General features: G+C 41.6%; 14 protein-coding genes. 10 read left to right on the top strand and 4 right to left on the bottom strand.

Annotated features, from left to right (window positions below):
• Positions 1-213 precede the first annotated feature (213 nt).
• The 5 genes from B5Y40_RS13840 (at position 214) to B5Y40_RS13815 (ending at position 8,056) form a co-directional block, all read left to right on the top strand.
• Positions 214-789, top strand: a complete 576-nt coding sequence (locus tag B5Y40_RS13840) for a cupin domain-containing protein (RefSeq protein ID WP_079687392.1) — start codon at positions 214-216, stop codon at positions 787-789.
• Positions 790-1,148: 359 nt separating this feature from the next.
• A complete protein-coding gene (locus B5Y40_RS13830; protein ID WP_079687390.1) occupies positions 1,149-1,397 on the top strand; it encodes a hypothetical protein in 249 nt (82 codons plus the stop codon).
• Positions 1,398-1,541: 144 nt separating this feature from the next.
• Positions 1,542-4,625 (top strand): WGR domain-containing protein, encoded by a 3,084-nt coding sequence (locus B5Y40_RS13825; protein WP_079687389.1) that lies wholly within the window; start codon positions 1,542-1,544, stop codon positions 4,623-4,625.
• Between the two features lie 5 nt (positions 4,626-4,630).
• Complete coding sequence (locus B5Y40_RS13820; RefSeq protein ID WP_079687388.1) at positions 4,631-6,268, top strand: hypothetical protein; 1,638 nt, start codon at positions 4,631-4,633, stop codon at positions 6,266-6,268.
• A 273-nt stretch (positions 6,269-6,541) separates the two neighbouring features.
• Complete coding sequence (locus B5Y40_RS13815) at positions 6,542-8,056, top strand: reverse transcriptase domain-containing protein (RefSeq protein ID WP_079687387.1); 1,515 nt, start codon at positions 6,542-6,544, stop codon at positions 8,054-8,056.
• A gap of 88 nt (positions 8,057-8,144) precedes the next feature.
• Here B5Y40_RS13815 and B5Y40_RS13810 read toward each other — a convergent pair whose 3' ends face one another.
• Positions 8,145-8,771, bottom strand: a complete 627-nt coding sequence (locus B5Y40_RS13810; protein WP_143785772.1) for a DUF6515 family protein — start codon at positions 8,769-8,771, stop codon at positions 8,145-8,147.
• Positions 8,772-8,957: 186 nt separating this feature from the next.
• Here B5Y40_RS13810 and B5Y40_RS13805 point away from each other — a divergent pair, with 186 nt between their 5' ends.
• Complete coding sequence (locus B5Y40_RS13805) at positions 8,958-9,158, top strand: hypothetical protein (RefSeq protein ID WP_245840543.1); 201 nt, start codon at positions 8,958-8,960, stop codon at positions 9,156-9,158.
• A 67-nt stretch (positions 9,159-9,225) separates the two neighbouring features.
• Here B5Y40_RS13805 and B5Y40_RS13800 read toward each other — a convergent pair whose 3' ends face one another.
• The 3 genes from B5Y40_RS13800 to B5Y40_RS13790 all read right to left on the bottom strand — a co-directional run bounded on the left by B5Y40_RS13800 (position 9,226) and on the right by B5Y40_RS13790 (position 12,248).
• A complete protein-coding gene (locus B5Y40_RS13800; RefSeq protein ID WP_143785771.1) occupies positions 9,226-10,824 on the bottom strand; it encodes a hypothetical protein in 1,599 nt (532 codons plus the stop codon).
• A gap of 142 nt (positions 10,825-10,966) precedes the next feature.
• On the bottom strand, positions 10,967-11,686 hold the full coding sequence (locus tag B5Y40_RS29940; protein ID WP_079687384.1) for a carboxypeptidase-like regulatory domain-containing protein: 720 nt from the start codon (positions 11,684-11,686) through the stop codon (positions 10,967-10,969).
• 70 nt (positions 11,687-11,756) lie between these two features.
• Positions 11,757-12,248, bottom strand: coding sequence for a hypothetical protein (locus B5Y40_RS13790; RefSeq protein WP_079687383.1), 492 nt, complete (start codon positions 12,246-12,248; stop codon positions 11,757-11,759).
• Positions 12,249-12,543: 295 nt separating this feature from the next.
• On the opposite strand from B5Y40_RS13790, the gene B5Y40_RS13785 reads away from it, so the two are divergent.
• The 4 genes from B5Y40_RS13785 to B5Y40_RS13770 all read left to right on the top strand — a co-directional run bounded on the left by B5Y40_RS13785 (position 12,544) and on the right by B5Y40_RS13770 (position 16,856).
• On the top strand, positions 12,544-12,978 hold the full coding sequence (locus B5Y40_RS13785; protein WP_079687382.1) for a response regulator: 435 nt from the start codon (positions 12,544-12,546) through the stop codon (positions 12,976-12,978).
• A gap of 446 nt (positions 12,979-13,424) precedes the next feature.
• Complete coding sequence (locus B5Y40_RS13780; protein WP_079687381.1) at positions 13,425-14,078, top strand: hypothetical protein; 654 nt, start codon at positions 13,425-13,427, stop codon at positions 14,076-14,078.
• A gap of 6 nt (positions 14,079-14,084) precedes the next feature.
• The gene (locus tag B5Y40_RS13775) at positions 14,085-15,050 is read left to right on the top strand and encodes a hypothetical protein (RefSeq protein WP_079687380.1); all 966 of its coding nucleotides are present in this window, start codon (positions 14,085-14,087) and stop codon (positions 15,048-15,050) included.
• 39 nt (positions 15,051-15,089) lie between these two features.
• Positions 15,090-16,856, top strand: a complete 1,767-nt coding sequence (locus B5Y40_RS13770; RefSeq protein ID WP_079687379.1) for an OmpA family protein — start codon at positions 15,090-15,092, stop codon at positions 16,854-16,856.
• The last annotated feature ends 2 nt before the right edge of the window (positions 16,857-16,858 follow it).

Raw genomic sequence — 16,858 nt, 5'->3', positions numbered from 1 at the left:
ATGGCGCAAGCATGCCCATTACCCATTTGGGTAGTAAGCGGTTTTTTATTCACATGTATTACTAAATTACAAAGTCAAGACACGTTTCATAGTACTTTGATTATCGATACTATTTCACGATGATCAGAATATATTTCTTATGAAGTGCTGTCTCGTAATGTCGCTTTGGTTATATACGATATACATTGATCCTCAAACTATAAATTAATACCCATGAAAAGAACCTCCTTTCTGCGTCATGCAGCAGCACTTGCTACTGTACTGATTACACCTGTCGTTACACAAGCCAAACGTATGAATCCTTTTCGGACAGATAAAGGATTTAAAGTTGATGCTGGTAAAGATAGAAATGACAAAAGCACGAGTTTATTTGAAGGCGATACTTTTTTTACCAAGATCTCTCCTTCCGATTCTAACGGTGACCTATATGTATTCGAGTCAACACGCGTGAAAAAAGGAGGACCATCCTTTCATTTTCATTATGATCAGGACGAGTGGTGGTATGTCCTTCAGGGAGAGTTTCAGATTAAGATTGGTGAAGAAACATATCACGCCAAACCTGGCGATAGTGTTTTCGGTCCACGCATGGTGCCGCATACTTTTGCCAAGATAAGCGAAGGCGAGGCGAAGCTCTTAATGATCTTTCAACCTGCCGGTAAAATGGAAGAATTTTTCAAAGCCACAAGTGAAGGTGTATTGGAGAAAATGTCTGAGGCCGAACGCAATGAGTATAGGAAAAAGCATGGCTTTGAAAGAGTTGGCCCGCCTTTAGGATATTTGAAACAGTAGTATTTATTTACTTCGAAGTATACTTGTAACTGATAATATTTATATAGTGCTTAGCGACAGCAGATGTCAAGTTAAAGTATTACAATGAAGGTATGTAGTATGATTTCAGGGAGATATAGTAGCTTGATTATCTTGGTTGCGGGTATACTATTATTTTCCTGTAGTAAAGTCACACCCGCTGGTTTTTGGGTAGACTATAAGGAAGAATATCTTATTGAAAGCGAGAATGATCAAGGTCCTTGGGGCGGACATCGAGCGTTATATTGGCGTGCGGATTTTAAATATACTTTCAGGCCAGCTGAAGTAATCGATTTTGCAGCTGAAAACGGTTGGCAGATTACAGACAGTATTTTTTTTCCGTGAACGACTTAATAAAATGGGATTTGAATGGACCGACTTTTCCTTTTACGTATGCGGATTTTTCAGATGAGGATATGCAGACATCTACATTTCCCCGTTGGATAACTTCAGACGTTCACCTCTATAGATTTAAAACCGGGTGGATAGCCGTTGAACCCGGCAATGCACGCGACACGGAAAATAATGGTTATATAGTAATCGGTGCTGATGGGGAAGAAATGTCTGTCTATCACCTGTGGGGCGAGTAATAAGCTCAGGGTTGGCAAAAAGCTATTGATTTGTGCGAATTCATAAAAAAATGATCTGCGGTTATAAAAATTTGAGCGATTACTATATATTTCAGTTCGTAAGTAGAATTGAAATAAAGCGCTCAACCCAAACCTTTTTATCCGTTGAAACTAGTAAAGCAAGTCAAGCTGTTTTTTCAGGAAGGTTCTTCTGATAAGGTATATGAAATTGATCTTTGTGAAGCAGGCGAAGGGTATATAGTAAACTTTCGTTATGGAAGACGGGGAGCTGCCTTAAAGGATGGTACTAAAACCATTTTCCCGGTAGGGCTTCAGGAAGCTGAGAAGGTGTTTGATGCACTCGAACAAGAGAAGCGCAAAAAAGGATATGTAGCTGCCGGAGAAGCGCAGGTCATCACCTCGACAGAATCGAAGGTAAAGCCCGGAACCGATAAACGTAAAAAGGCAATCATTAAGATTCTGAAAACGGCTGTGGCCGGAGAAGAACCGGAAGCCTGGCCGTTGTCGAGAGTTATCTGGCGGGCGGGCGATCTAAAGATCACAGAAGCGATTCCCTATAGTATTAAACTTACTGATTCTTCAGATCCTTTCAATATATACTCTGTCATCTGGTCTATCGGAAGATGTGGAACCGATAATGCACTTCCTTTTTTACAAGACCTGCAGTCGAAACCGCTGCAACCTCATACAAAGCAATTGCTGCAGGAAGTACTGCTTAAATTCTCCGAAGGCAAAGACAAGGAAGTACTGAATCAAGCCATTATTCAGACGTTACCGCTCCCATTTCAAAAAAGTATAGGTGAAAGGAATTATAAACTCATTGAGAAGCAGTTGCGTGAATTCCTGTTCGAATTAAAGACGGCTTCGAACGAATATCTGATCGGTATATACCAGCTCTCGCGACAAGACCCCGCACTACATGCTGTGTTCATGAAGGTGCTGGAAGATATACCGTTGACGATAAATTATTTCAAGTATATACGCCATATTTTCAAGACAGCAGAAATGCTGGAAGATTATTCAACCTATGGTGTAATCGCCAAGAATGTTGAGAAGAAACCGGCAGGCTATAGATCCAATCCGTGGATGGGGCCCGACCATAAGAAGAACATGGCCTTCTCCAACAAAACGAAAGGTTACCTGACAAAGCGTGTTCTTCGCTTCCTTCGTCACTATGGAGAGGCAAATGAATCATCCTATACAGAGATGGCCTCTGCTATACTGCTGGCGTTTGATGATACAAAAGACCTCACACCTCCCTACCACGTATCCGATATCTCGTATCAGTATAACACCGAAACCAGACGCAACATCCGGCAGGAACGTGTTATACATTTTGATAGCTATAGCAACTTTCAGTCGTTTAGTACAATACTGTATAAGAATAGTCCAAGGTATATTCAGAAAGAAACAGCATGGGTATGTGTAGCACCCTATATCCCGGGTGATGCTGCACCTTCAACACGGGAAGAAGCTTTCCCGCACTTATGGGACAAGGCTCCGGACGAGATTATTCAATTGTTGTCGTTTAGTAAATCGCTTCGCGTACATGAATTTGCTATAAAGGTATTTCAGGCGAACCCTGGTTTTGAAAACCAGGTTGACATGTCGCATGTACTGAATTTTTTGCAGTCTGCTTTTGTGCAGACTCAACAGCTAGGCCTGGCGTTGGCACGAAAGAAGTATGATCGAAATATACCCGACAAGTTGTTATTGAAGGCGATGCTCGATAATAGTCTGGCTGAAGCACGAGCGCAGGCAGAGCAGTGGATCGTAGAACAGAAGGCTACATTATTATCGGACACGGAATTTGTTACGGATCTTTTGAAGATGAAAAAATCCGATGCCCATGCATGGCTGCGCGGATTTTTAACAACGGTCACCTTCACCAGGGAGCAAGCCGAAATTATTATAGCGAAAACAATTTCTCACCTCGTTACCATGGATATAGAGACAGACGAAGACAAACGTCTCGTATCACAGCTCTCCGATACATTGGTAATTTCCTTCTCAGGAAACCTGCGAAACATTAGTCTGGATATAGTCAAAGATCTGTTCCGTCATCAGGCGGAAGAAATTCATACACTGGCCGGAAAGATTCTGATGATGCATGAAGTAAATGCGGAGAACCTACCGGAAGATTTTCTGCAAATATTATTGCAATCCAATAATATACATTCACGCGGTATAGGCATTGCGTTGTTAGGCCGGTTTCCCGAAAATGCTTTACTCGCGAAGAAAGAGATACTCGTGAGCTTTTGTCTCTCATCATTGCCTGACGTTAGAAATGCAGTGAAGCCTTTGATCTTCAAGCTTACAAAAGCATACCCTTCCTTTGGCACTGAGCTGGTTGATCTTTTTGTGCCGGCCTTTCTCATGAAGGAATCATACGAAGGATTGCACGATGATCTTTTGCATTTACTCGCCAATGAGTTGAGTGAAAGTTTATCCATTATTCCAAAAGAAAGATCATTACTTCTTCTTCAGTCGAAGTTCAAGGCTGCGCAGCAAATGGGATTGATATTATTGAGGAAAAATATCAAGGAGGAAGAGTTGACTATATCTGAACTGGTGAAGCTTGGAAGCAATCCACTTCAGGAAGTACGCGTATATACCTGGAATATATTCAAGAAATATCCGGAGCGCGTTAAGGCTGATAAAGAGGAAGCATTGCGTATAACGGATTCGTATTGGGATGATACACGCATTTTCGCTTTTGATTACTTCCGGAATACATTCTCTTCTTCCGATTGGACAACTGACCTGCTGATAGCACTGTGTGATACCGTACGGGAAGATGTTCAGGATTTCGGCCGCGAGATGATCACAAAGTTTTTTCAGGCAGAAAATGGAATGGAGTATCTGTTGAAATTAAGTCAGCATCCCAATACAAAAGTGCAGTTGTTTACAACCGCTTATCTTGAGAAATACGCAGCGGATAATTACGAGATCATACAGGAACTGAAATCATATTTCATTACGCTTCTTTCGCAGGTGAACAAAGGCAGAGTCGCGAAGATCAGAGTAATGGATTTTCTCAGGAAGGAGTCACTTAAGAATGAAGAGACAGCTAAAATAGCATCTGATATTTTTACGAGAGTATCAGTCTCCGTTGCCATTACCGAAAGAGCGGAATGTATAGCTGCACTTCGTGATATTCGCACCCGGTATCCAGCCATTCAATCGCCACTCGTTTTGAAACAGTATTCAGACTATGTTAAAGAGTAAGTAGTATGGAGTTTAACTATAAATTTAAAGGCGATACAGCTGTTACAGGCAATGCACATGCTACCAACATGAGCTTTGCGCCTGATGTATACCGAGATCCTACTTACTTTTCAGGATACCTGAATAAACATATACCTTTTCGCGAAGCCATTTCTGCATTGCATGATATCGTTGTGTCGGATTTTAGATTTAAGCCAAAGGATAAATCAGATTATAAAGAGTGGGCGAAGCAGCAGGAAGATATATGGCTGGCGGAATATATGCGTGGCTCGGTTGAAGTGGAACAGAAGCTGAAAGCAGTACGCACGGAACTTGAAACTATACGCAGGCAGAAGGAAGAAATCAGCGGGCCGTTTCATAAAGCGAAGCGTAAATATTTCGACTATCTATATCATGCTAACCGTGATCAGTGGATCGTGTTGGACCCGGTGATCACCGTGCATCCGGATGAATTGTTTTTTGAATGCTTTAGCCAGGATGAATCTTCATATGGAAAAGTTGGCTGTAACTATAATGTATTTAATAAAGTAAATGAGTTCAAGTGCGGCACAACCAATATTGACTACTCTTCAGATCTATATAATGAATTTCAGAAGATCCGTGAATACAAAGAGACGCACTTTGCTATCGATCCTTCCGGCTTCGAGGTACAAACGACTCGAGAAGAAAGCTATAAAGAAGTAAAGATTGATGTGCCGGCAAGTTGGGTGCGAGGGTTTCTGCAAGTGAGCTCGGCGATGACTATACCCGCTACATCTTTCAATCTACATCCCATGGATGTATATAATATTTGCTTTATGCTGCGAAGGTATAAGGAGAAAGAAGGGCCGCGATCTTTGCGTTGGGTTTTGAAACCGGGTGAACCAGTAAAGCTGATTTTTGAACCGTGGAACTACGAAGTGAAATGCGGGCGCACTATATATGAAGGTACTGAGGCCAGAGAGGTACGTGTGTGGGGAAGGCGAAGATTACTATTACTCGAAAGACTTATCCCGGTAGCGAATCACTTTAAAGTGGTACTACTGGGTTCAGGGCTTCCATCGTTTTATATAGCGGACCTGGGTGATCTTAATTTTACATTGGGGTTGTCTGGCTGGACCGTAAATGACTGGTCGCGACTTGGTAATTTCGATCTCCTGGCACCGCGCATCGAGGTGGACAGCATGACGATGCAAAAGGTATATACCGGTCTACGGGAAAACTGGGTTGAAAAACCGGAGAGTCTTGCGGTCCGGCTGAACCTTGACAAGAAAATTGTGTTGGGTGCTCTTTCTGCTTTTACACAAGTTGGCAGAGTGATTTATGATATTAATAATAACTCTTACCGAATTCGTGAATTATCCCGCGAGTCGCTTCCAATGGAAGAGCTGCGTTTTGCCAACCCGCGCGAAGAAGCTGCAACTCGTTTTGTGTTGACGAAGAATGTAACGGCAAGTATATATATCAACCGCGAAGGAAAGAAGGCATTGAGTGGAACGGTAAAAGATAAAGACAAAACGTATCAACCCGAGTTGTTGATTGACACAGATGAGCGGGCGATAAGTGGGAAATGTACCTGTAATTTTTACCAGCAGAATAAATTGATGCAAGGTCCGTGCGAGCACATGCTTGCTTTACGAATAGCATTACGAGAAAAGGAGTAATAAAATTTTGCAAAGTATAATTATAAAATTAGTTTTAACACGGTAGCGGAAGGGTATAAAAACCTTGCAATCCGGGCGGTGTATCACCGTCCCTGTACACAGCTTACTAACGCGCCACTGGCCCGTTCTTAACTGTGCGATCCTGCTACCAGTACGTCATTTCCGGTGCGAATTCCGGGAATTGAAATAACGTACTGGTAGCGTCTCGCTTGAGTTGACCGATCCAGTCCTCAGCATGACGAAGGTATCCTCCGCTACCATTTTTTCTAACCTATGGCAGACAACTCGCAAGTTACCCGTCAGCAACTCTACGACAGGATTAAAGCTTCCACACGTGATTCTGTTATATTGGAAGAGATGAAGCGCCTCGGCTTCTGGAAAAAAGATGATGGCATTCCTTCGCTGCCTGAAATTCTCATCACCAAAGAATCTATACTTACACAGGAACTTCACGTGCTGCTGGATCAGCAACGCAAATACAAAAACAAGGAAGAGGCGCTCAAAGAAATTCGCAAGGCACGCCTGGAGCAATCACGTCTGAAGCGTGAAGAGAATAAAAAACTCCGGAAGCAAAAACGTGAAGCAAAGGCAGCACAATGGAAAGAGCGTAAGGAGAAAGATATTATATACCTCGGTGAAGATGTATCGAAGGGATTAAACAATAAAGCAAGTGACCTAACTAAACTGGCAACATATCAGTTGCCGGAGATGCACATGGCGGATGAACTTGCGAACGCGATGGGTATAACCGTTGGTGAACTTCGCTTTCTGGCGTATAACCGTACCGTTAGTAAAATCAATCACTATAAACGCTTTTATATACCTAAAAAAACCGGGGGGAAGAGATTGATCTCAACACCGATGCCGCGCCTTAAAAAAGCGCAGCACTGGATTCTCGAGAATATACTCAACAAAGTATCGATAGATGACCATGCACACGGCTTTGTGATGAAGCGGTCTATCGTTACTAATGCATTGCCTCATGTAAAAGCAGAAGTTGTTATCAATATAGATCTGAAAGATTTTTTTCCTACAATCAGCTACCAGCGTGTAAAAGGTCTCTATAGATCGCTTGGTTACTCCGAACAACTGTCTACTATATTCGGATTGATCTCTACAGAATCAGAATGCGACCAGATTGAGCTTGATGGTGAAATATACTATGCAGCGGGCATTGACAGATTTCTTCCACAAGGAGCTCCAACCAGCCCGGCTATAACCAATATAATTTGTCGTAAGCTTGATGCCCGGTTAAAAGGTATAGCTTCGAAATTAAACTTTGCCTATACCCGTTATGCAGATGACCTTACCTTCTCTGCTTCGGGGGAAAACGTGAACAACACGAAAACATTACTAGGCTTCATCAAAAGAATTATCAAGGAAGAAAACCTTACTATTCATCCTGATAAATTTCGAGTGCTGCGCAAAGGGGCACGAAAAGAAGTTACCGGAGTAATTGTAAATGATAAGCCAGCAGTGAACGCCAAAGAGCTTGATCGTTTCAGAGCTTTACTCTTTCAAATTGAAAAGGACGGCACACTGGAAGGTAAACATTGGAAGAACTCACCAAATCTGCTGGCCTCCATAAAAGGATATGCAAGTTTTGTAGCCATGGTCGACCCTATAAAAGGTAAACCATTTGTAGAGCGAACCAATAAAATTTTAGAGACACACGGATTTAAGCATATCATAAAGCACAAGCCAAAGCCACCGCAGACAGCAGCAGCTGTTCAAACAGAAGAGCAGGCAGCACAAAAGAAAAAGCCCTGGTGGAAATTCTGGGCTTGATCATTATATATTAATATTTGTAAATGGATAAGTGCAACGTAAAACGATAAGCGTTATCGATTCGTAAAACCGATAACGCTTAACAGTACTATAAACGTACAACTTGATACCCTACGCCATCTTCCATTTCTTCTGCTTCAACTTCCGCATAGTATACATCGTCCAGCACATAGTACTCCTGATCCTTTATAGTTTTCACTTCATATCCATCCGGTAGAGCATCTACTATAGCGCCTTCTGGAGCAGCGGTAACTTCATACTCATCGCTATTGTTGACTTTTGTATAGAAGGTTCCATAGTAATAATAGTATGGGCGATGACTACGGACAACAACAGTTCTATATCCAACAGGTAAAACACGGATGCGAATGCCAGGCGCAGGACGCACCACTACGAATCCTGTGTTGCGTTGTACGTAATATATACCATCATTAAAATAATAAGGCGTTGCCGCATGGCGGATAACAACAGCGTTACGAGGTGCAGCAACTACAACGGCTCCCCAACGCGGATGATGCGCGTAACGAATATGTGCTCTTCGTGTTACACGCACATGAACGCGCACGGCATGTCGGTGATGTCTCCTGTGAACACGTTCGCGTCTTTGTGCCTCCACAGTATCTGAAGTACCCAGTAATACACCAAGGGTTAATATAAGGAAGGAAAGAAATGTTGCTTTTTTCATGATCTCATCGATTTTCTCCTTTGACATCATAGCCAATGAAAGGTTTAACCGACAATCAAAAAAGGAGAAGATTTTAGGATCGATCTGTACGCGATCGTTCACTCGGCTGTACAAAATCGAATAATAATCGGATCTTTAGTGCCCGAACTCCTTGAAAATCAGCTAAAATTAAATTGGTGAGTGATTTGATAAAGCAATTCCAAATCAAAATGAAGTATGAAGACAATACTCGCGATCTTACTCTGGTGCATCTTGTTTGTATTGTGCTGGCCCCTGGCGCTGGTAATGATATTTGTGTTACCCATCGTTTGGCTCATCCTGCTTCCATTCAGAATACTGGGCTTTAGCCTGGAGATCGTATTCAAGCTTATAGGTGCTATACTTTTATTTCCCTTTAAGATGATCAAGGCCGTATAGCGAAGGATGCCTATCGGGATATAGTATATAGTCCTCGGTAAGGATCCCGAGGACTATAATAAGTTCATTAATCTTCCAGAACGATTTTTACCAATATATCTTCCTTCTTTTTCTTATAGGCTTCAAATACAAGGGTGTTTACATCTGTAGCCATGATGCGATGGGGTGCAAACTGAAACACTTCAATGCCATTAACATCACGTGTATTTAGTAAAGACACTTTCTCTACGGCTCCACTGGCATCGTTTATTTTATAGGCTGTCAAAAATCCACCTGCACCATCTACATGGCGAGCCGGCACTTCTGTAAGAGGTAAATCCATATTCTTCTCATTGTCGAGGAATATCATATAATGATTTTTATCGCTGATGAAATAGCAATATGACATGCCTCCAAATCCGGCACCACCTTCCTGTCGCTTCGGCAGTTTCTTCATCCACGCAAGCTTGCCGGAAGCGTTGATTTTGGTGATGAATATATCATTGCAATGATAGGTATAGTATGTGTTGCTTCTTCCGTTGGTATAGGTTGTGTGTGTTCTGATATACTTTTGCTCACTCACCAATACTATACTTCCATCTTTTTGTACTTCCACATGTTGCAGATCCAGGTTTTCGAATTCAGCCTTGTCGTCATCATCTTTACGATCGTTCTTGCGTTTTGTTTTTCCGCTGGCATACTGGTTTAATATTTCCACCGGGATTTCGTATGAATTCAAATCAAACAATTTTCCGTCAGGGCTGAACTTAAAAAGAATCACGCCATCAACATTATCCATGTTCTTACCTGTATTGTAAAAACCCGCGCAGATCATATGGCCTTGAGCACTTTCGTATAGCCATATGGTTTGCACGAATTTATCCGCTACATCTACTTTGGTAGTAGTAATTGCTCCGCTCGAAGTAGCTACTTTCAGAATTTCCAAATGATAGTTGGCATCATCGTCACCACGTTTCTTTTCATCGGTGGTATTATCGTTGAACACACGTGTTACGATATATACATTCCCTTTGGAGTCCACTGAATAATCAAGATTGTCCATTTTCTTTTCAGTGTATGGCATTTTTATCCGATTACTCCACTTCTCTTTTAAGTTTTTATCAAAAACGTGCATACCGATCACATCGTAATTCTTGCTGTCATTTCGTTTTTCAGGTTTTAAACGATATTGAATTACCAGTGAAGTAGAATCGTATGAGAAGAAGAAATCAAACTTATCAGAAAGTGCCATCCGCCACATACCAGCCCTTACAAGTGAGCCGGAGATTTCTTCTTTTACAGTGATTACTTTTTTACCAGGACCTTTAAAAGAGCACGAAGCAAAATCAATCTCTCTGCAGAAAAGTTGTTCTTCCTCGTTTTCCCATAAGGAGTAAAAGAAATAATACCGGTCTTTAAACTCCGTTATTTTTTCCAATTGAAAATCTTTCGGGAAATCGTCATACAGCTTTATTTTTTGAAATGAAAGATTAACGGCATTCATCTTTTGAAGCGTGATCGCTCGCTTATGAATTTTTACAGTGAGAATTTCACCGTTGTTCGTAAAGTAATATTTACTCTCGGCATCAATAACTGCATACGGCTTGCCAACGGTAACTTTTGATTGCGCATGAACCGCCAACGCGTGAATAACAAATAGGAAAACAACACACAAGTGCTTGACCATACAGGTATATTAAGGTTAGATTAGTATTTAAGCTGCTAGATACAAAATGTCTGATACTGGTAAACGTACGTGCTTCAAAACTAATCAACAATCTATCCCCATTGGTAGATCAAGTATAGATTGCTGGTCTGTATAATTCATGTTACCTGAAAAGATTTTTGATCTTCCACCATATCGATCTGGGTGTCCATCGGTTAGTGAAGTATAGCTCGGGTCCGCCGAGTACAGTAACATCCATTTGCAGATTGAACATAATGCTATCGCGGATGGCAACACTGTTGAGAGGAAGTTCCTGCGTTTCATAACCAATGAATGATGCTATCAAGGTGTCGTTCCTTAAGTGCGGAAATGTGAGGCTAAATTCACCATGATCGTTAGTGACTGTTCCAGTGGTAGATCCTTTAATATATATTGATACACCAGGCAGTGGTTCGTTGGCATACTGATCATGCACAACACCTTTAATAGTGACGCGAGCTTTATCCTTTCGCAATGATCTGGTATGCCTGGAATTACTATTACTAACACTATCGTTGACATGCGCGGTAGGTTCCTGGCTTTGCGCAGCAACCGCAGGTGAGACTAACAACATCGCAGAGAGCATAGAAACGGGGAGCCAGGTGTAAACTGCATAACGTGGTTCATCGGCAGTATATACTTTCAGTTGCGAAGGATTGAAACGTCCGCACGGAATGCGGCCCTGTTTAAATATATACTTTTGAAGAGCATCATCACTCCAGGCGGTAAAGTCAATCACTTCTTTTTGACATCCTTTACAAAAGCCGCCACGGGTTGTAGGCGTAAAATTCTCCCACCGCTCATTGCAAGGCTTTGGGACAGAGAGCGTAATTGATTTCTTCATGGAAATAGATTTATTACCGTATGATGCAACGGCAGGTCATTTTCCATATAGGCATGTCTTTTTTTGAAAATTACAGAGACGTCAGTAGTTCGCCATTTCTCTTGTTGATTTTACTGATTGCTCCGTTTTCAAGTTTTATACAGAGGTGGTCGTTGTTAATATAAAGATAGACTACATATACCGACTGAACATCCGTCTCAAGGTGGGGCACATACTCTCGTGAGTAAAAAGGAGTTTTCCAAACCTCAACATTGGAAGCATCCAGGGCGATGACAAATTGTGTCTCTTTCTCCGGGTTCCGAGTTCTCTCTGCCATCACAGTATATGTAGTGCCTTCATCCTGTACAGGTAAAACATGATATAGTCCTGCTGCGATCGCGCTTTTTTGTTCGATCCTCGGTGCGGGCCGTGATGCTTGCGCCCGTTGGAAGGTTGTTGACTTAATGGGTGATATTATAGAGTCTTTGCGGTTTGCGACCATACCCAGGTAAAACACTAAACCAATGGCTATAAATGTGAGCAGACATAAGCCGAGAAAAATTATGAGAAGATTAAAAGCCATGTTTTTTATGCGGACATTGAAATATAGTCAAACTGTTTTTCGAGGTGCGTACAGATAACGTTTGATTTATTTCCACCCGCTACTATATCATTCCGCAAATAAGATGTTGCTATTTATGCTGTAAATATACCGGATGAATAAAAATAATAGAATATTAAATCAGTGACCACTTGGGATGTATACGGAATTGTTATCTTTTCACACGTTAACTGTTTTTCTTGATTGTTTAAACATGCATGAATTTTAATTTGTGTGTAGTGTTTACAAATGGATTCCGGAAAACATTAAAAGGAGTATGGAGAATACGATTTGTTTCTTCCTGGTGGATGACGATGCGGATGACCAGGAAATTTTTAGTTTGGCATTACAAGGCGTGAAGGCATCCACTCGGCTCGAGTTTGCCAATGACGGAGTTGAAGCCATCACACGAATTCAAAACGACACATCGTTTCTTCCGCATTGTATCTTCATTGATTTGAATATGCCGCGCATGAATGGACAGCAATGTTTACAGGAACTGCGAAAAATAGATCGGATCAGCCAGGTGCCGATCGTTATGTATTCAACCACGGTGCATCCTCAATACCTGAAAGATGCACTTCATCATGGTGCCACGGATTTCATTGAAAAGCCCATTACAATAGAAGCACTAACGGAATCGCTTTCAAAAGTATTTCACATGTTGAAAGACTCATTTGCAGTGATAACGCGCAGTGTAAGTAAATCCTGAAGTTGACAGATATAGGGCCTTTATTTTAGCGATACTATATATTCCCCGAAATAATGGTTGAGAGACGCACACACGTTTCAACCCTGTTTGTTATTTTAATGAGTTGACTGCAAAAGCATTAGACACTAAATCCACAGGATTCTGATATTATTTTCTAAACAATCTGCAAGATTTTGAAAAAATAAATATTTGTATGTAACCCTGCATCCATTCTAAAACTCTCTCGTTTATCATCACAATTTCAAGCATATCTGCACCATGATCAGTGATCCCCCTGCCAATTTCTAATTCATAAAGGCTGGACTTATTCTTCTCGGACTAACATTTAATCGTAGGCTTAACCCTAAAGATGTACGGCCTTTGTTGCTTTCTATTTATCTTTGAAAGCTGACCCTATTGTGGAAAATTTTTATCCTTCGAAACCTAATCTAAAACACATATAACCTATGGCTGGTATTTTTAAAAAAGCTATGGGCCTCTTCGTAGAATTTGAAGAGGACCCGGACAAGTCTGCCCCTGCAAAATCACCTTCGTCATCTCATGAACCAACTCGGGTTTCAGCACCTGCAAGGACGACATTGAATGACGAAGATTTTGATAAGTTCGAAAAGCACTTCGAGAAGATGTTTGACCAGGCTAATCTACCAGGCCCAGATTACTATGAGTTCTGGAAAATGGCGGAGACACTTGAGGCGCATATCAAGGATGAGAAAGCCCGTCTTTCAGCAACCTATGCATCGCTGGCAATTCAAGGATTGACAAAAGATAAACTGATCGACTCTGCTAACAAATACAAAGAGCTTATCAATCAGGATAAAATACAATTTGAGAAAGTAGCACGTGAGAAAGGTGAAAAAGAAATCGGTCATAAGAAAAAGGAATTGCAATTACTGGAAGACTCCATTGTAAAGCATTCTGAAATGATTCAAAAACTGACGAAAGAAATCACCGATGCACAAGTTGCCATGGGTAAACTGAAGACTACCATTGCCGAAGAGGAAGGTAAACTTATCAGCAACAAGCAAGGCTATAACATGGCCTGCGAAGCCATGATGAAGAAGATAACAGACGATATATCTAAAATACAGACAACCTTATAACAAACTATGGAAACACAGATTTTCCCTACAGATGCTCAGCAATTGAAATCATACTGGAACAGACCCGGTGGAAAGTTCGGTACATTGGCTGCTTTAGGTATAGCGGGATTGATCGGATACTATGTATTTCCAATCCTTACGAAGATTGTATGGAATACATTCAACTTCGGTGTAGCACTAGCCTGCCTGGGTATATTTCTATATGTTGTTACACACCGGAAATTCAGATTGAGTCTCTTTTACTTTTATGAGATCCTCATGAAGAAACTGGTCGGTATAGTGATCGAGCTGGATCCTTTCATCATTGCTGAAGACTACATCAACGACATGCAGGAAGAGCGTGAGAAACTATATAAACAATCTGTCGAAGTTGATGGACAGAAAGAAAAGATCGATCTGAAAATAAAAGAAAAAGAAAGTGAGATCACCAAGTTGATGACGAAGGCGCAAACAGCTAAAGAAAAAAACATGCTGCCGGAGTTAGGCAACGCTACACGTCAGATCGGAAGATTGAATGAGTATATCAAACAGCTTACACCGATACGCGATAATTTATTCCGGATTGGTGACTACCTGACACGTATTCATAAAAACAGTGCATACCTGATTGAAGATGCGAAGAATGAATTGGAACTGAAGCGTGATCTATATAGATCCGTTACTTCAGGCAACAGAGCGCTTACGTCCGCCCTTAAAATATTCAAGGGTGACCCTGAGAAGAAATTAATGGTAGAGCAATCTATGGAGTATCTGAAGGAAGATATAGCGAGCAAATTGGCCAACATGAAAAAGGCGATCAGTTACTCGTCAGATTTTATGCGCTCTATAGACCTTGACAACGCTACCTATGAGAAGGAAGGCTTGCGCATGCTGGAGACTTTCAATCCGGAGAATGAGTTCAAGCTTACTACTGGTTCAAACACCCGGGTAGCAACTCCTTTAACTGGTGATTTTGGCGACCTTTTGAAATAATGTTTTTTGAAACTAATCTATTAAACCTGTAAAATATATATGGCTATTAAAGTAAAAACCTCCGGAAAGGTATTGATGATTATACTCGTACTGGGTGCAATCTTCGCCGGAAAAGTATTGTGGTGGGATAAAAGACCACAAGAAGCAAAAGTATCGCAAGAGATCGGGCGCGTAGCATTACCGGATGCACCGGAAGCTTCGCTCGTGGGTAATGCAAGTGTATTTCCTTTACCTTCTGATCAGGAATCTGTCAACGGAGGTACGCACATTATCTGGAAAGTAATGGCGTGGAATTCACAGTTCCCATTGATGTATGCGAACGGTGGAGCACTGACTACAAAGGGTTCACTGTTTGATAAATCAAAACTGCAGGTAGATATAGTGCGTCAGGATGATTGCTTTAAATCTATAGCAGATATTGTAAAATTTGCACAAGACTATAAGAACAATCCGGAGACGCCTGCTGTATTTGCTTCCTTCATGGGAGATGGTATGCCTGCATTCTTCGCTGGTTTAAGTAAAGAACTTGAACCTCTTGGGCCGGAGTATCAGCCAATTGCTTTCTATGCCATGGGTAAATCATATGGTGAAGATCAGCTGATGGGTCCTCCAGACTGGAAGAAAGATCCGAAGTCGGCTATCGGAAAAACAGTAGCCTGTGTGTTGCGTGATGGTGATATGAACATCTTGTTAAAGTGGGCTGGTGATAATAACCTGCGCGTGAACCCGGATGAAACTACATATGATAAGGATGCGATCAACATCATTGCTGCGAACGATTTCCTGGATGCCGGTAACAAGTATATCACCGGTTACAAGGAAAGCAGAAAGATTGTGAAAGATGGTAAGAAGGGAAGTGAAGAAGCAACGGTAGGGGTAGACGGTGTTGCTACATGGACACCTGGTGATGTAAACATCGCGAAACAAAAAGGTGGTTTGATCACCATTGCTAACACAAAGCAGTATGCTTCGCAGATGCCGAACATCACGATCACGATTAAAAAGTTTGCATACGATCACAGAACAGATATCGAAAACCTGATCATGGCTTTGAGCCAGGCGGGTGACCAGGTACGATCATTCAATGAAGCAAAAGCGTTTGCTGCCAAGATCTCTGCGAAAGTATATAATGAACAAAGCGGTGAGTACTGGTTGAAGTACTACAACGGTGTAACAGAGAAAGATATGCAAGGACTTGATGTAGCGTTGGGTGGATCAATGGCCTTTAACCTGCAGGATGCTGCGAATACATTCGGCTTGGGTAAAGATGGTATCGACCGCTATAAAATCGTGTACAATACATTTGGAGACATCTTGTCTAAAATGTATCCGGAGTATATGGCAACGTACCCTCCATACGCACAAGTGGTAGATAAATCTTTCTTGCAATCCGTGATTGTAAATCACAGTGAGCTGATGGAAGGTAAAGCTTTACAGGTTACATACTCAAATGAGATCACCAGCAAGGTTTCTTCGAAATCATATCAGATTCAGTTTGAAACCGGTAGCGCCATCATCAAGCCAGAGTCCTATAAATTACTGGATGAGATTCTGCAAAGCTCTGTTGTAGCCGAAGGTTTGAAAGTAGGTGTATATGGACACACGGACAATACTGGTAACGCTGCGGCGAACCAAAAGCTTTCTGAAGACAGAGCGAACTCTGTAAAGAGTTACCTGGTAAGTAAAGGTTTGGTAATAGATCGTATCGAATCAAAAGGATTTGGCCCGGCTGAACCAATCGGTAACAACGCTACGGCTGTGGGCCGAGCACAAAACAGACGTGTACAAATTGTATTAGGAGAGTAATT

It is taken from the genome of Ohtaekwangia koreensis, assembly GCF_900167975.1.
GTDB classification, from domain to species: domain Bacteria; phylum Bacteroidota; class Bacteroidia; order Cytophagales; family Cyclobacteriaceae; genus Ohtaekwangia; species Ohtaekwangia koreensis.
This window is presented reverse-complemented; position numbering and strand designations above follow the sequence as displayed.

Excerpts from the sequence above, each read along its gene's own strand:
- B5Y40_RS13805 (WP_245840543.1), top strand. The coding sequence starts at position 8,958 with ATGAAGACAATACTCGCGATCTTACTCTGGTGCATCTTGTTTGTATTG.
- B5Y40_RS13790 (WP_079687383.1), bottom strand. The coding sequence starts at position 12,248 with ATGGCTTTTAATCTTCTCATAATTTTTCTCGGCTTATGTCTGCTCACA.
- B5Y40_RS13820 (WP_079687388.1), top strand. The coding sequence starts at position 4,631 with ATGGAGTTTAACTATAAATTTAAAGGCGATACAGCTGTTACAGGCAAT.
- B5Y40_RS13840 (WP_079687392.1), top strand. The coding sequence starts at position 214 with ATGAAAAGAACCTCCTTTCTGCGTCATGCAGCAGCACTTGCTACTGTA.
- B5Y40_RS13785 (WP_079687382.1), top strand. The coding sequence starts at position 12,544 with ATGGAGAATACGATTTGTTTCTTCCTGGTGGATGACGATGCGGATGAC.
- B5Y40_RS13815 (WP_079687387.1), top strand. The coding sequence starts at position 6,542 with ATGGCAGACAACTCGCAAGTTACCCGTCAGCAACTCTACGACAGGATT.
- B5Y40_RS13775 (WP_079687380.1), top strand. The coding sequence starts at position 14,085 with ATGGAAACACAGATTTTCCCTACAGATGCTCAGCAATTGAAATCATAC.
- B5Y40_RS13810 (WP_143785772.1), bottom strand. The coding sequence starts at position 8,771 with ATGATGTCAAAGGAGAAAATCGATGAGATCATGAAAAAAGCAACATTT.
- B5Y40_RS13800 (WP_143785771.1), bottom strand. The coding sequence starts at position 10,824 with ATGGTCAAGCACTTGTGTGTTGTTTTCCTATTTGTTATTCACGCGTTG.
- B5Y40_RS13780 (WP_079687381.1), top strand. The coding sequence starts at position 13,425 with ATGGCTGGTATTTTTAAAAAAGCTATGGGCCTCTTCGTAGAATTTGAA.
- B5Y40_RS13770 (WP_079687379.1), top strand. The coding sequence starts at position 15,090 with ATGGCTATTAAAGTAAAAACCTCCGGAAAGGTATTGATGATTATACTC.
- B5Y40_RS29940 (WP_079687384.1), bottom strand. The coding sequence starts at position 11,686 with ATGAAGAAATCAATTACGCTCTCTGTCCCAAAGCCTTGCAATGAGCGG.